The organism is Microbacterium sp. UBA1612 (assembly GCF_002321605.1).
GTDB lineage: Bacteria > Actinomycetota > Actinomycetes > Actinomycetales > Microbacteriaceae > Microbacterium > Microbacterium luteum.
Map to the genome: position 1 here is coordinate 254149 of NZ_DCMW01000003.1, position 13650 is coordinate 267798.

The 13650-nt window shown below is 70.3% G+C and carries 12 protein-coding genes; 4 read left to right on the forward strand and 8 right to left on the reverse strand.

The window, feature by feature from the left end; translation table 11 throughout:
* Positions 1 to 457 precede the first annotated feature (457 nt).
* Both B3S45_RS01775 and B3S45_RS01780 read right to left on the reverse strand, forming a co-directional pair.
* A complete protein-coding gene (locus B3S45_RS01775; protein ID WP_286717053.1) occupies positions 458 to 1543 on the reverse strand; it encodes a VIT1/CCC1 transporter family protein in 1086 nt (361 codons plus the stop codon).
* A 98-nt stretch (positions 1544 to 1641) separates the two neighbouring features.
* Positions 1642 to 3501: a DEAD/DEAH box helicase gene (locus B3S45_RS01780; RefSeq protein WP_286717055.1), complete on the reverse strand. Its 1860-nt coding sequence runs from the start codon at positions 3499 to 3501 to the stop codon at positions 1642 to 1644.
* Positions 3502 to 3628: 127 nt separating this feature from the next.
* Here B3S45_RS01780 and B3S45_RS01785 point away from each other — a divergent pair, with 127 nt between their 5' ends.
* The gene (locus tag B3S45_RS01785; RefSeq protein WP_194383171.1) at positions 3629 to 4474 is read left to right on the forward strand and encodes an SGNH/GDSL hydrolase family protein; all 846 of its coding nucleotides are present in this window, start codon (positions 3629 to 3631) and stop codon (positions 4472 to 4474) included.
* Here the strand turns inward: B3S45_RS01785 and B3S45_RS01790 are convergent.
* Positions 4455 to 5267, reverse strand: a complete 813-nt coding sequence (locus tag B3S45_RS01790; protein ID WP_286717057.1) for a TrmH family RNA methyltransferase — start codon at positions 5265 to 5267, stop codon at positions 4455 to 4457. The genes B3S45_RS01785 and B3S45_RS01790 overlap by 20 nt on opposite strands.
* A gap of 76 nt (positions 5268 to 5343) precedes the next feature.
* On the opposite strand from B3S45_RS01790, the gene B3S45_RS01795 reads away from it, so the two are divergent.
* On the forward strand, positions 5344 to 6219 hold the full coding sequence (locus B3S45_RS01795; protein WP_071043551.1) for a Sir2 family NAD-dependent protein deacetylase: 876 nt from the start codon (positions 5344 to 5346) through the stop codon (positions 6217 to 6219).
* Entirely contained in the window at positions 6216 to 6875 is a 660-nt protein-coding gene (locus tag B3S45_RS01800) for a histidine phosphatase family protein (RefSeq protein WP_286717058.1), read from the forward strand. The genes B3S45_RS01795 and B3S45_RS01800 overlap by 4 nt, the downstream gene beginning before the upstream one ends.
* Position 6876: 1 nt before the next feature.
* On the opposite strand, the gene B3S45_RS01805 is transcribed toward B3S45_RS01800, so the two are convergent.
* The 5 genes from B3S45_RS01805 to B3S45_RS01825 are packed head-to-tail and all read right to left on the reverse strand — an operon-like array spanning position 6877 to position 12917.
* Positions 6877 to 7701, reverse strand: coding sequence for an HpcH/HpaI aldolase/citrate lyase family protein (locus B3S45_RS01805; RefSeq protein WP_071043553.1), 825 nt, complete (start codon positions 7699 to 7701; stop codon positions 6877 to 6879).
* Positions 7698 to 8219, reverse strand: a complete 522-nt coding sequence (locus tag B3S45_RS01810; protein ID WP_071043747.1) for a MaoC family dehydratase — start codon at positions 8217 to 8219, stop codon at positions 7698 to 7700. Before B3S45_RS01810 ends, B3S45_RS01805 begins: the two co-directional genes overlap by 4 nt.
* Before the next feature lie 10 nt (positions 8220 to 8229).
* Positions 8230 to 9384, reverse strand: a complete 1155-nt coding sequence (locus B3S45_RS01815; RefSeq protein ID WP_286717062.1) for an acyl-CoA dehydrogenase family protein — start codon at positions 9382 to 9384, stop codon at positions 8230 to 8232.
* 34 nt (positions 9385 to 9418) lie between these two features.
* Positions 9419 to 11329, reverse strand: a complete 1911-nt coding sequence (locus B3S45_RS01820) for an acetyl/propionyl/methylcrotonyl-CoA carboxylase subunit alpha (protein ID WP_286717064.1) — start codon at positions 11327 to 11329, stop codon at positions 9419 to 9421.
* 1 nt (position 11330) lies between these two features.
* Complete coding sequence (locus B3S45_RS01825; protein WP_286717065.1) at positions 11331 to 12917, reverse strand: carboxyl transferase domain-containing protein; 1587 nt, start codon at positions 12915 to 12917, stop codon at positions 11331 to 11333.
* 123 nt (positions 12918 to 13040) lie between these two features.
* Here B3S45_RS01825 and B3S45_RS01830 point away from each other — a divergent pair, with 123 nt between their 5' ends.
* On the forward strand, positions 13041 to 13649 hold the full coding sequence (locus B3S45_RS01830) for a TetR/AcrR family transcriptional regulator (protein WP_071043555.1): 609 nt from the start codon (positions 13041 to 13043) through the stop codon (positions 13647 to 13649).
* Position 13650: the final 1 nt, after the last annotated feature.

Below are 13650 nucleotides of genomic sequence, written 5' to 3' on the forward strand. Positions count from 1 at the left end.
GGGCGAGGAGCAGCCAAGCCGGGATTGCACTTTACCTGGTCGAGATCGTGGTGGCCTCGCGCCTGCAATCGTGGACTGGGCGCGCTCTCGGAGCTTATGACTCCATCCGACACCTCAAGCAGCAGCCGAGAAAAGTGCTAATGAAAGTGCTAAGCAACCTGTAGGTCGGGGCATCGCGGTGAAGTTATCCACGGGTCACATGCCGTAGATCGTTGATCTTATGCGGCAGAACGCCGAACCGAGATTCGCGGGGCGAGGGGGTCGAGGTCAGTTCAAGTCCCCCCTCGCGCACAGTCCGAAAGGGTCCCGATATCGGGGCCCTTTCGTCGTTACGCTCCGTCGCCGCTCCCTCGCCGCTCGGCGCCGCTCGGCGCGAGAAACCACAAACGCCGCGAGAAACCACGCCTTGCGTGGTTTCTCGGGGAAAACGGCGTTTTTCGACGGGAGGCGGCGAACGTCAGGCCACGCCGACGCCGAACAGCAGCCCCAGGACGTAGGTGACGGCAGCCGCACCCCACCCGATCGCGAGCTGGCGCAGCGCGCGACCCATCGGCGGTGCCCCCGACAGGATCCCGACGAGTGCGCCCGTGGCCAGCAGTGCGAGGCCGACGAGTGCGAGGGCGAGGAGGACCGCTGCGAGTCCGGTGAGCCCGAAAAGCCACGGCAGTACGGGGATGATCGCGCCCGAGGCGAAGAACAGAAAACTCGAACCCGCGGCTCGCCAAGCGCCGCCGATCACGTCGTCGCCGTCGAGGTCGGCGGCCACGACGAGGGACGTCGAGCCGCCTTCGCGCGCCGAGCCGACCACCTGGCGGGCGCGCGCATCGGCCTCGTCGGCCGGCATCCCCCGCGTGCGGTACACCAGGGCGAGCTCGTTCGCATCCAGATCGAGGTGAGCGAGCGCGTCGTCGGCGTAGTCGCTCGGGCGCGCTGCCTCGAGCAGTTCCCGCTGAGAACGCACCGACACGTACTCGCCCGCCCCCATCGACAGCGCGCCCGCGAGCAGCCCGGCTATGCCGCTGAAGAGCACGAACTGCGGCGCTACTCCCGTCGCGCCGATGCCGAGCACGAGCGCGAGGTTCGACACCAGTCCGTCGTTGGCACCGAACACGGCCGCGCGGAACACCCCCGACAGGCGACGTCGTCCGCGCGCCGCGAGGCCTCGGACCACCTCGTGATGCACGCGCTCGTCGGCAGCCATCGCCGGCGTCGCCGCCGGATCGTCGTCGTACGGTGAGCGGGCCTCGGCGTTCTGCGCGAGAGCGAGGGCGAAGACCGATCCGAAGCGCGTCGCCATGAACCCGAGGATGACGCTGGATGCGCTGCGATGCGGCAGCCGTTCGGGCTCTCCGCCGAGAAGTGCGAGCCAATGCGCCTCATGACGGCCCTCGGCCTCGGCGAGGGCGATGAGGATGGCGCGCTCTTCGCCCGTACGGCGAGACGCGAGACGACGATAGACGTCGGCCTCGGCGCGTTCGTCGACGAGGTATCGCGCCCAGCGGCGTCGTTCCCTCGGGGTGGCGATCGGTGTGGTCTCGGGCACACTTCACGCTAGCCATCGCGGGCACCTACGCCACTCGTGTCGGCCGGTATTGCCAGCATTTCGGAGCTCCGAAGCCGCCGGAAGCGGTGCCGTCGACGTCAGGAGCGCACGCGGGAGCGCAGCACATCGATGCGGGACTGCAGCTGCGCCACCGTCGCCTGTGCGACCGCCGGTCCGCCGCACACCCGCCGCAGCTCGGCGTGGACGGCGCCGTGCGGCTCACCCGATTGCCGGGCATAGAGTCCCACGAGGCTGTTGAGCAGCTGCCGCTGTTCGCGGAGCGTCCGGTGCAGCGCCGGCGGGAGCGTCTGTTCCGGCGAAGGCGGCTGATCGGTGGCCGACTCCCTCGACTCGCGTTCCTTGCGATGCCGGCCCTGTCGGGCCTGACGCTGCATCAGAAGCTCGTGCACGTGCTCGGGTTCGAGGAGTCCGGGCAGACCGAGGAACTCCTCCTCCTCCGGGGTTCCCGGCACGGCCAGCTGACCGAATTCGCGCCCGTCGTAGAGCACGCGGTCGAAATGAGCGAACGATCCGAGCGCCTCATAGGAGAACTCCTCGGTGAGCGCGTCGGAAGCCTTCTCGTCGCGCTCGGCCGCGTCCATGAGGTCTTCCTCGGCGTTCCAGTCTTCGTCGCCGTCGGAATCGCGATCGAGGGCATGATCGCGCTGGCGCTCCAGCTCGTTGGCGAGAGCGAGCAGCTGGGGGACGTTCGGCAGGAAGACGCTCGCGGTCTCGCCGCGACGGCGCGCGCGCACGAACCGCCCGATGGCCTGCGCGAAGAACAGGGGTGTGGATGCGGAGGTGGCGTACACGCCGACGGCCAGGCGCGGCACATCCACACCCTCCGACACCATGCGCACCGCGACCATCCAGCGCTTCTCACCGCGCGCGAACTCCTCGATGCGCGCTGACGCCTCGGCCTCGTCGGAGAGCACCACCGTGGGCGCCTCGCCGCTGATCTGCTCGAGGATCGCGGCGTAGGCGCGCGCCGCGGTCTGATCCGTCGCGATCACGAGTCCTCCGGCGTCGGGCACATGCTCGCGCACCTCGCTCAGCCGTCGATCCGCCGAGCGCAGCACCGCCGGGATCCACTGCCCCTCCGGGTTCAGGGCCGTACGCCATGCCTGGGACGTGATGTCTTTCGTGTTGTCCTGGCCGAGGTGGGCCTCCATCTCCTCACCGGTCCTGGTGCGCCAGCGCATCTGCCCCGCGTAGACCAGGAAGATCACCGGCCGCACGACGCCGTCCTCGAGCGCGCGGCGATAGCCATAGCTGTAGTCGGTCCGCGAGAGTCGGATACCCTTCGCGTCGGGGTGGTACTCGACGAACGGGATCGGCGCGGTGTCGCTGCGGAAAGGTGTGCCCGACAGGAGCAGACGACGCGTGGCGCGTCGGTACGCCTCCCGCAGCGCATCCCCCCAGCTGAGAGCGTCGCCGCCGTGATGCACCTCGTCGAGGATCACCAGCGTGCGACGGTCGAGCACGAGCTGCTCGTGCACCGAGGCCTTGACGGCCACCTGGGCATAGGTGACGGCCACACCGTGGTAGTGCCGAGCGGGAGCGACGTGACGATTGCTGAAGGCGGGATCCAGGCGGATCGACACCCGGGCAGCGGCATCCGCCCACTGCGTCTTCAGGTGCTCGGTCGGGGCGACCACGACGATGCGGTCGACGACGTCCCGCCGCAGCAGTTCCGTCGCGAGGCGAAGCGCGAACGTGGTCTTGCCGGCGCCGGGGGTCGCGGCAGCGAGGAAGTCGCGCGGACCGGAACCCGGACCATCGGGGCCGTCCATCGAGAAGTACAGGTCGAGCGCTTCGGCCTGCCAGGCACGCAGACGCTGCGCGGTGCCCCACGGAGCGCGTTGCGGGTACGTGGGCGAGAGGTGTTCGGCCGCGAAGCTCCCGAGGTGAGCGTCGGAAGGATGCGCGCCGTTTGCGGGAGGAGACTCGTCGAGCACCCGGCATCCCTCCCTGTCGTGTGATCCGCTGATGCGACTGACTACCTTAGACGAGCCCCGCGACGTCGGCTCCCGGCGGCGGCCGCGCGGGGATAGCCTCGTATCGGTCACGAACCGAAGGAGATCCATGGCAGGCGCGAGCGCGAACCGCACCCCGTTCGTCGAGAACACCGGACCGCATCCGTGGCGTCGTTACGTCGCGATCGGCGATTCGTTCACCGAGGGCATCGGCGATCCGGAGCCGGCTTCGCCGGGTGGGCATCGGGGATGGGCGGATCGGGTCGCCGAGGTGCTCGCCGACCAGGTGGAGGACTTCGCGTACGCCAATCTCGCCGTGCGGGGGCGCCTCATCGGGCAGATCGTGGCCGAACAGGTCGAACCCGCGCTCGCGCTCAAGCCGGACCTCGTGACGTTCTCGGCGGGGGGCAACGACGTCATCCGCCCGGGGAGCGACCCCGATGCCGTCGCCGAACTGTTCGAGGACGCCGTCGCACGTCTGTCGCGCGACGGCGCGACCCTCGTGGTCTTCACCGGGATCGACACCGACTTCACGCCGGTGTTCCGCGGCATCCGCGGCAAGGTGGCGATCTACAACGAGAACATCCGCGCGATCGCCGACCGCTACGACGCGATCGTCGCAGACCAGTGGGCGCTGAAGGAGGTGCAGGACATGCGGTTCTTCGACGACGACCGCCTGCACATGAATGCGCTCGGTCACCACGAGGTCGCTCGCATGGTGCTTCGGGCACTGAACGTGCCCAACGATCTGCTCGCCATGCAGCCCGACCCGCTCCCCCGGCAGACGTGGCGCAAGGCCCGGTCCGGCGACCTGGTGTGGGCGCGGGAGTATCTCGTGCCGTGGGTGCTGCGCCGCGTGCGGCATCAGTCCTCCGGCGACCACGTCACCGCGAAGCGTCCCGATGCCCTGCCGCTCGGTGGTGCGGCCGGCCGCGTCATCGACGACGGGGATTGAGCGCCCAGACGGCCACCGCACCGGCTGCGGCGACGTTGAGGGAATCGACGCCGCCGGCCATCGGAATCGTCACGACGCTGTCGGCGGCCTCGACGGCGCGGCGACTGAGCCCGTCACCCTCGGCACCCAGCAGGAGCGCCACCCGATCGTGATCGGCGGCCGCGAACGCGTCGAGGCCGATGGCATCGTCGGACAGCGCGAGAGCGGCGAGATGGAATCCGGATGCGTGGAGCATCGTGCGCGCTTGCGGCCAGGCCGGAAGGCGGGTCCACGGCACCTGGAAGACCGTCCCCATGCTGACGCGCACACTGCGCCGGTACAGCGGGTCGGCACACCGCTCCGTGATGAGCACGGCGTCTGCTCCCAGAGCCGCGGCACTGCGGAACACCGCTCCGACGTTGGTGTGGTCGACGATGTCCTCCAGCACCACGACCAGACGCGCTCCGGCGACGGTCTCATGCACGCTCGGAAGGGCCGGACGCGCCATCGAGGCGAGAGCGCCCCGGTGAACCGCATAGCCCGTGACCTGCTCGGCGATCTCGGCCGGGACGACGTACACGGGGGTATCCGGATGCGCCGCGAGAAGCGAGTCCGCGTCGTCGAGCCACTTCTGCTGCACCAGAAGCGAGCGCGGGGCGTGACCGGCCCCGAGAGCGCGAGCGATGACCTTCGCCGACTCCGCGATGTACAGACCGCCTTGCGGCTCGCTCACGCGTCGGAGCGCGATGTCGGTCAGGTCGCGGTAGTCCCGCAGCCGGGGATCCCCCGCATCGTCCACGCGTTCGACCCGCACGTTCGGCTCCCTTCCTCGGCCCTGACGTAACATCCTCGCAACTGCAGGCGAATACACTCGCATCGGAGGTGACCGGGTGACACTCACGACGGCGGGCGGTGCGGCGCTCTCCCCCACGGTGGCGGACGCCATCGACGCCCTCGCGGGGCGGCGGGTCGCCGTGCTGACGGGCGCGGGCGTGTCGACCGACTCCGGGATCCCCGATTACCGCGGCGAGGGGGCGCCCGTGCGCACCCCCATGACCGTCGAGCAGTTCCTCTCCAGCGACGAGGCCCGGCGCCGATACTGGATCGGCAGCCACCTGGGATGGCAGGCTTTCGCCGGTGCCGCTCCGAATCCCGGGCACGCCGCACTCGCGACACTCGAGGAGCACGGCGTCACGACGGGAGTCATCACGCAGAACGTCGACGGACTGCACGTGCGCGCGGGGAGCCGCCGCGTCGTGGAGCTGCACGGCACGATGCGACGTGTCTTCTGCACCCACTGCGGACAGGTCTTCGATCGTCGCGACCTGGCCGAGAGAGTCGAAGCGGAGAACCCCTGGATCACCGTTCCCGACAGCGTGGAACTCGGGCCCGACGGAGACGTGCTTCCCGGAACCACGGACGGTTTCGTCGTGCCGGTGTGCACCGTCTGCGGCGGGATGCTGAAGCCCGACGTCGTCTTCTTCGGCGAGTTCATCCCCGCCGAGAAGTTCCGCGAGGCGGAGCAGCTCGTCCGAGCCAGCGATGCCCTCGTCGTGGCCGGATCCTCCCTCGTCGTCAACTCCGGCATCCGGCTCCTCGAGCGGGCCCGTCGTCGCCGACTCCCGATCGTCATCGTCAACCGCGGGCAGACCCGGGGCGACCGCCGGGCGACGGTGAAGGTCGACGCCGGCACGACGGAAGTGCTCCAGGCGTTCGCCGCCGCGTTGCCCGCCCGGGTCGGCGGCGCGTCTAGTCTCGAGGGGTGACCTCCCTCCTCCTCGTCCGCCACGGTGAGACCGATTGGAACCGCCAGCGGCGCATCCAGGGTTCCACCGACATCCCCCTCAACGAAGCCGGTCGGGCGCAGGCCGCTGATGCCGCGCGCCACCTGCGCGACATCCTCGACACCAATGCGCCCGTCGCCATGGCCGCGAGCGATCTGGGTCGCGCTCGCGAGACCGCGCAGATCATCGCCGACGCTCTCGGCGTGGGCGGCGTGGGTGTTTACCCCGATCTGCGCGAGCGCGCCTACGGTGAGGCGGAGGGCCTTCGACCCGAGGAGTTCTCCGAACGGTGGGGCTCCTGGGACCGCGCGGAGGTGCCCGGAGCCGAGGCGTGGCCGGATGTCCGACGCCGCGCCCTGCGCGGCCTGCGCTCGGCGGTCGGCGACGCCCGCAGCCGTACGGCGCCGGGGACGAGCACTGTCATCGTGGTGAGCCACGGCGCGCTCATCCGCGAGGTGATCCGCCACGCGAGCGCGGGCGAATTCCCCCTCGACGGTGAGCGCCTGCCGAACGGCTCGATCCACCGCCTCCGCTTCGAGCACGACCATCTGAGTCTGCTCTCGTACGAAGCCGCCGAGGATGCGCTGCGCATGACCGCGACCACCGAGGCCGTCGCGCCGGCCGGCCGCACGGCCTGACTCACGCGCCGGGGGCGACCTCCGCGCGTCGAACGATCGATCGCGCATGCCGAAGCACGGGCTCGTCGACCATCCGTCCGCGGAAGGTGAAGACACCCCGCTCCCCTTCGGCCGCCGCGAGGACCGCCCGCGCCCACGTCGTCTCATCGGCACCGGGCGCATAGGAACGGCGGATGACTTCGACCTGCGACGGATGGATGCAGGCGGTCGCCGAGAAGCCGGAGGCGGCCGCGTCGACCGCTTCGCGTGCGAGACCCTTCGTGTCGGCGATGTCGAGGTGCACCGCGTCCACCGCGATCCCGCCGTGGGCCCCCGCCGCCAGGAGGACCCGGGCGCGCGCTGTGCGTGCGATGTCACGGTAGCGTCCGTTCTTCTTCCGGCTGGAGGTGCCCCCGAGGCTGGCGACGAGGTCTTCGGCGCCCCACATCAGGCCGGAGACGTTCGGCAGCGACGCCAACGCCTCGGCGGCGACGATTCCGGTGGCCGTCTCGCACAGTGCGATCACCCGGAATCGCGCGTCGATTCTCGCGAGCTGGCGCGGATCTTCCGCCTTGGCGACCATGATCGTCCGGAAATCGGTCTGCGAGAGAGTCGCCATGTCCGCCACGAAGTCCGCCGTGCCCGTGGCATTGACCCTCACGATGACGCGATCGGGGTCGAGCTCGGCCTCGATGAGGGCGCCGCGTGCACCCGTCTTCGCCCCTGAGGCGACCGCGTCCTCCAGGTCGATGATCACCGCATCCGCGCGAGCCGCCGCGGTGGCGAAGCGTTCGGGCCTGTCGGCGGGGCAGAAGAGCAGAGCCGGTCCCCACGGTGCGTCGGTCATGACTCCCCTTCCGGATCGGGTGCGAACCACATCAGTGCCGTGCGCGTCGCCGTGGCGACCACGTCGTCGCGCTGGTTGCGTCCGGTGTGACGCATCGTCACCACGCCCTGTCCCGGCCGCGACGCGGATGGTCTGACCGCGAGGATCTCCGTCTCGGTGTAGAGCGTGTCACCGTGGTGCAGCGGGGCCGGAAACGTGACGTCGGTGAGTCCGAGCTGCGCGACGAGCGTGCCCTGCGTGATCTGGGTCACCGAGGCCCCCACCATCGTGGCGAGGGTCCACATCGAATTGACCAGCCGCTCGCCGAACGGCTGCGTCGCAGCGTAGGCGGCATCCAGGTGCAGCGCCTGAGTGTTCATCGTCAGAGCGGAGAAGAGGGTGTTGTCGGTCTCGGTCGCCGTCCGGCCCGGTCGGTGCCGGTATCGCGCGCCGACCACGAGCTCGTCGGCGTAGAGACCGCGCTGCTCGACCACGTGGTCGGACGGCGGGTGGGAGGAACGAGCGTCGGCGGCATCCATCGCGGCCACGCTACCCCGCGAGTCCGAGCGCCCGCGAGATCACCAGCAACTGCACCTCGGTGGTGCCCTCGCCGATCTCGAGGATCTTCGCGTCGCGGTAGTGCCGCGCGACGGGGAACTCGTTCATGAAGCCGTTGCCCCCGAAGATCTGCGTGGCGTCGCGGGCGTTGTCCATCGCCGCCTCCCCGGCGGTGAGCTTCGCGATCGCCGCCTCGGCCGTGAACGGCTGACCCGCGCCGCACAGCCGGGCCGCGTGGTGCCATGCCAGGCGCGCGGTGTGCACGCGCGCCTGCATGCGCGCGATCGTGAACTGGATGCTCTGACGCGAGGCCAGACGCTCTCCGAACACGACGCGCTGCCGCGCGTAGGCGATCGCCTCCTCCAGGCACCCTTCGGCGGCCCCGGTGGCCAGCGCCGCGATCGCGATCCGCCCTTCGTCGAGGATGTTCAGGAAGGCGGCGAACCCGCGTCCGCGCTCGCCCAGCAGGTTCTGCTCCGGCACACGCACCCCGTCGAAGACGAGCGGGTGCGTGTCGGAAGCATGCCAACCCACTTTGTCGTAAGCCGGTCCGACGGTGAAGCCCGGTGTTCCGCTGGGCACGATGAGCGTCGAGATCTCCTTTCGGCCGTCGCGCTCACCCGTGACGGCGGTCACCGTGACGAAACGCGTGATCGGCGTGCCGGAGTTCGTGATGAACTGCTTCGCGCCGTCGATGACCCACTCGTCACCCTCGAGGCGAGCCGTGGTGCGCGTGGCGCCCGCGTCGGATCCCGCCTCGGGTTCGGTCAGGCCGAACCCGGCCAGGGCTCGCCCCGCGACGAGGTCGGGCAGCAGCTCCTGTCGCTGCTCCTCCGAGCCGAAGCGGTGCACGGGCATCGCGCCCAGGCTCACCGCCGCCTCGAGGGTGATGGCAATGGACTGGTCGACGCGCGCGAGGGCCTCCACGGCCAGGCACAGCGCGACGAGGTCGCCGCCCTGCCCGCCGACGTCCTCCGGGAACGGCAGTCCGAACAGGCCGAGTTCGCCCATCTGTGCGACCACGTCCATGGACAGCGTCCGGGTGCGGTCCGCTTCGTAGGACTGGGGCGCGACGACGTCCTCGGCGAACTCCCGCACCAACCGTGCGAGCTCGCGCTCCTCGTCGCTCAACCCGTGATGTTCCATGTCTCCCTCTCCCTCCGCTGAGCACGCGACCGCGTCATGCGTCGGTCGGTCCGGCCACGTCGACGACCACGTCGCCGCGGCGCACGTGATCGCCCATGGCGACGCGCAGCCGCGCTCGCCCGGCACGCGGCGCGAGCACCGGGTGCTCCATCTTCATGGCTTCGATCGTCACCAGCACCGCACCGGCGGCGACCTGTTCATCGTCAGTGACGTGGACCGCCACGACCGAGCCCGGCATCGGCGCGACGGCATCGAGGGCGTCGACGCCGGTGCTCCCGCCGGACGCCGCGCGCCGGCGCCGTGCGACCTCGTTGCGGGTGAGCGGCCTCGCCGACACCGTCTCGCCGCGTCGATGCGCCCACCAGGTGCCGTCGCTGGCGCGTGCCACGATCGCGTCGGCAGCCGCGGCGTCATCCGCTGCGGCCTCCTCGATGTCGTCCTCGACGAGGAAGGGGATGCGGGCGCCGTCGGCGCCGGACAGGCGCCATCCGTCCCGGCGGCCCCACGGCGAGCCGGTCGCGGGCGCAGGATGCCGGCCCAGCTCCGCGGCCGCCCACCGGGCGAGGTCGTCCGCGTCGGGTCGGGTCGCTCGGGGGATCTGACGTCGTCCGATGAGTCCGGTGTCGAGGCGACCGGCGCGCACATCCGCGTCACGCGCGAGAGCGCGAAGGAAGGAGATGTTCGTGTCGACGCCGAGCACGATCGTTTCCGCGAGGGCCCGGTCCAGAGCGTCCCACGCATCCTCCCGTGTGGACGCGTGACTGATCACCTTCGCGATCAGCGGGTCGTAGTGCTCCGTCACGGTGGCACCCGTCTCCACAGCAGCATCTGTGCGCACCCCCGGCGCCGCCCGCCACATCGCGATCTCACCGGTCTCGGGGAGGAACCCCCGCGTCGGGCTCTCCGCGTAGACCCGTGCTTCGACGGCGTGACCGTCCAGGCGCACGTCGGCCTGGGCGATCGGCAGCCGTCCCCCCGCGGCGACATCCAGCTGCATGGCGACGAGGTCGCGCCCGGTGATCATCTCGGTGACGGGGTGCTCGACCTGAAGCCGCGTGTTCATCTCGATGAAGAAGTACTCGTCCGGGCGATCCGCCGCCACGAGGAATTCGACCGTGCCCGCACCCCGGTAGTCCACCGATCTCGCGGCCGCGCACGCGCTCTCGCCGATCCGGGCGCGCGTCTCATCGTCGATCGCGGGCGAGGGCGCCTCCTCGATGACCTTCTGATGCCGCCGCTGCAGCGTGCACTCGCGTTCGCCGAGGTGGATCACCCCGCCGTGCGCGTCGGCCATGATCTGCACTTCGATGTGCCGCGGCGCCTCGACGAGTCGTTCGATCAGGAGGGCGTCGTCCGCGAACGACGCGCGGGCGATACGCCGCGCGGAGGCGATGGCGTCGAGCAGCCCGTCCTGCTCGTGGACCACCTGCATGCCCTTGCCTCCACCGCCGGCGGAGGGCTTCACGAGCAGCGGGTATCCGATCTCCTGGGCCTGACGGAAGATCTCCCCCTCCGTGCTGGCTCCGACCTTGAAGCCGGGCAGCACCGGCACCCCATGCGCGGCGACGTGAGCTTTCGCGCGGATCTTGTCGCCCATCACCTCCAGAGCGCGATCGCCCGGACCGATGAAGACGATCCCTGCCGCGTGACACGCCCGCGCGAACCCCGCATTCTCCGACAGGAATCCGTAGCCGGGGTGGATGGCCTCCGCGCCGGTCCGACGCGCGGCGCGGATGATCGCGTCACCGTCGAGGTAGCTGGCGATCGCCGGCGCCGGGCCGATCCCGACCGCCTCGTCGGCTTCCCTCACGTGGGGGGCGTCGGCGTCGGCGTCGCTGTAGACCGCGACGCTGCGGATTCCGCGTCTGTGCAGCGTGCGGATGACACGTCGGGCGATCTCGCCGCGGTTGGCGACGAGCACGGTGGCGAAGGGACTCTCGTTCATGTCACATCCGGAACAGTCCGAGTCGTGGCTCGGCCAGGGGAACGCGGGTGACGACGTCGAGCGCCAGCCCCAGCACATCGCGTGTGTCGACGGGGTCGATGATGCCGTCGTCCCAGAGTCGGGCCGTGGCATAGTACGGATCGCCCTGCTCCTCGTAGCGGGATCGGATCGGGGCCTCGAAGGCCTCCCGTTCGTCTGTCGTCCACTCCTCGCCGCGCACCACCATCGCATCCTCGCGCACGGTGGCGAGCACCGCCGCGGCCTGACGCCCGCCCATCACCGAGATGCGACTGCCGGGCCAGGACCAGAGGAAGCGCGGTGAGGAGGCGCGTCCGCACATGGAGTAGTTGCCCGCACCGAATGATCCGCCGATCACGACGGTCAGCTTCGGAACGCGGGTCGTGGCGACGGCGGTGACCATCTTCGCGCCGTCCTTCGCGATCCCCCCGGCCTCGGCGTCGCTGCCGACCATGAACCCGGAGATGTTCTGCAGGAACACCAGCGGAACACCACGCTGGTCGCACAGCTCGATGAAGTGCGCGCCCTTCAGGGAGGACTCGCTGAAGAGGACGCCGTTGTTGGCGACGATTCCCACGAGATGACCGTGGATGCGCGCGAAGCCCGTGACGAGTGTGGTGCCGTAGCGACTCTTGAACTCGTGGAAGTCCTCGCCGTCGATCAGACACGCGATGACATCGCGGACGTCGTAGGGCCGATTGACGTCGAGAGGGACCAGGTCGTAGAGGTCGGTCGCCGGCCGACCGGGGTCACGCACGACGACCGCCTCCGTGCGCGGCGGGGCGGGAAGGGTCGAGACGATGTCGCGCACGATCTGAAGGGCGTGATCATCGTCGTCGGCGAGGTGGTCCACCACCCCGGAGCGCTCGGCGTGGAGTCGGCCCCCGCCGAGGTCCTCGGCGGTCACCACCTCGCCGATCGCCGCCTTGACCAGAGGTGGACCGCCGAGGAAGATCGTGCCCTGGTCTCGCACGATCACCGTCTCGTCGCTCATCGCGGGCACATAGGCACCGCCGGCGGTACACGAGCCGAGAACGGCGGAGATCTGCGGGATGCCGGCGGCCGACAGTCGAGCCTGGGTGTAGAAGATGCGCCCGAAGTGGTCGCGATCGGGAAAGACCTCATCCTGCATCGGCAGGTATGCGCCGCCGGAGTCGACGAGGTAGATGCACGGCAGTCTGTTCTCCCCCGCTATCTCCTGTGCGCGCAGATGCTTCTTCACCGTCATCGGGAAGTAGGCGCCGCCCTTCACGGTCGGGTCGTTGCAGACGACCATGACGTGGCGACCGTGGACGAGCCCGATCCCGGCGACCACGCCCGCGGCCGGCGCGACGCCGTCGTACAGTCCGTCCGCCGCCAGCGGCGCCACTTCCAGGAACGGGCTGCCGAGGTCCAGCAGGCGCCGGATGCGCTCGCGCGGCAGCAGCTTCCCGCGTGAGACGTGTCGCTCGCGCGCCGCGTCCGGGCCGCCGCGCGCCACCTCGGACAGCCGCCGGCGCAGCCGGTCCGCGAGCTCCGCCTGACCCGACGACGCCTGGGCGCGGGGCGCCTGGACCGAGGATGCCTCCATGCCCGTCTCCTTCGACGTCACGATCTCGTCACGCACGTTGTCGCCGATGACGAGCGTTGGCTAGTGTTCACATCACAGTTAGCGCTGACTAACTGAGCACCACGTTAGCGAGGATTAACTGAGATGACAAGGAGCGCCACGGATCGTGAGCGCGCCAAGGCGGATCGCCATGACGCGCTGCTCCGCGAGGCCGCACGACTGTTCGCCGATCGCGGGTTCAGCGGCGTGAGTCTGGAGGACCTCGGCGCCGCCGTCGGCGTGTCGGGACCGGCCGTCTACCGGCACTTCTCGGGCAAGCAGGCTCTCCTGGCGGCCATCCTCGTCGGCGTCAGCGAGCGACTGCACGCGGGTGGGACGGAGGTCGCCGCCGCGCACGACACGGCCGCCGACCGCCTGGTCGCTCTCGCGCGCTTTCATGTCGCCTTCGCCCTGTCCGAAGCCGACGTCATCCGCGTGCAGGACCGCGATCTCGCCAATCTCTCCGATGGCGACGCCCGGACGGTACGGCGTCTCCAGCGGGACTACGTCGCCATCTGGACGGACACCCTCGGCGCGCTGCTGCCGCACGCGGAGCCGGCCGAGCTGCGCGTGCGCGTCTACGCCTGCTTCGGTCTCATCAACTCCACACCGCACAGCGTGCGCGGCGTTCGCTGGAGTGTCCCGGACGGCCCAGCCGCGCCGGTCCTGGAGGCGATGGCGCTGGCGGCCCTCACCGCGGATGCCGACGCCTGAT

What these genes read in the sequence shown, in the direction of transcription:
- B3S45_RS01805 (WP_071043553.1), bottom strand. Translation starts at nt 7,701, where the DNA reads ATGACCGACGCACCGTGGGGACCGGCTCTGCTCTTCTGCCCCGCCGAC.
- B3S45_RS01815 (WP_286717062.1), bottom strand. Translation starts at nt 9,384, where the DNA reads ATGGAACATCACGGGTTGAGCGACGAGGAGCGCGAGCTCGCACGGTTG.
- B3S45_RS01785 (WP_194383171.1), top strand. Translation starts at nt 3,629, where the DNA reads ATGGCAGGCGCGAGCGCGAACCGCACCCCGTTCGTCGAGAACACCGGA.
- B3S45_RS01810 (WP_071043747.1), bottom strand. Translation starts at nt 8,219, where the DNA reads ATGGATGCCGCCGACGCTCGTTCCTCCCACCCGCCGTCCGACCACGTG.
- B3S45_RS01825 (WP_286717065.1), bottom strand. Translation starts at nt 12,917, where the DNA reads ATGGAGGCATCCTCGGTCCAGGCGCCCCGCGCCCAGGCGTCGTCGGGT.
- B3S45_RS01820 (WP_286717064.1), bottom strand. Translation starts at nt 11,329, where the DNA reads ATGAACGAGAGTCCCTTCGCCACCGTGCTCGTCGCCAACCGCGGCGAG.
- B3S45_RS01830 (WP_071043555.1), top strand. Translation starts at nt 13,041, where the DNA reads ATGACAAGGAGCGCCACGGATCGTGAGCGCGCCAAGGCGGATCGCCAT.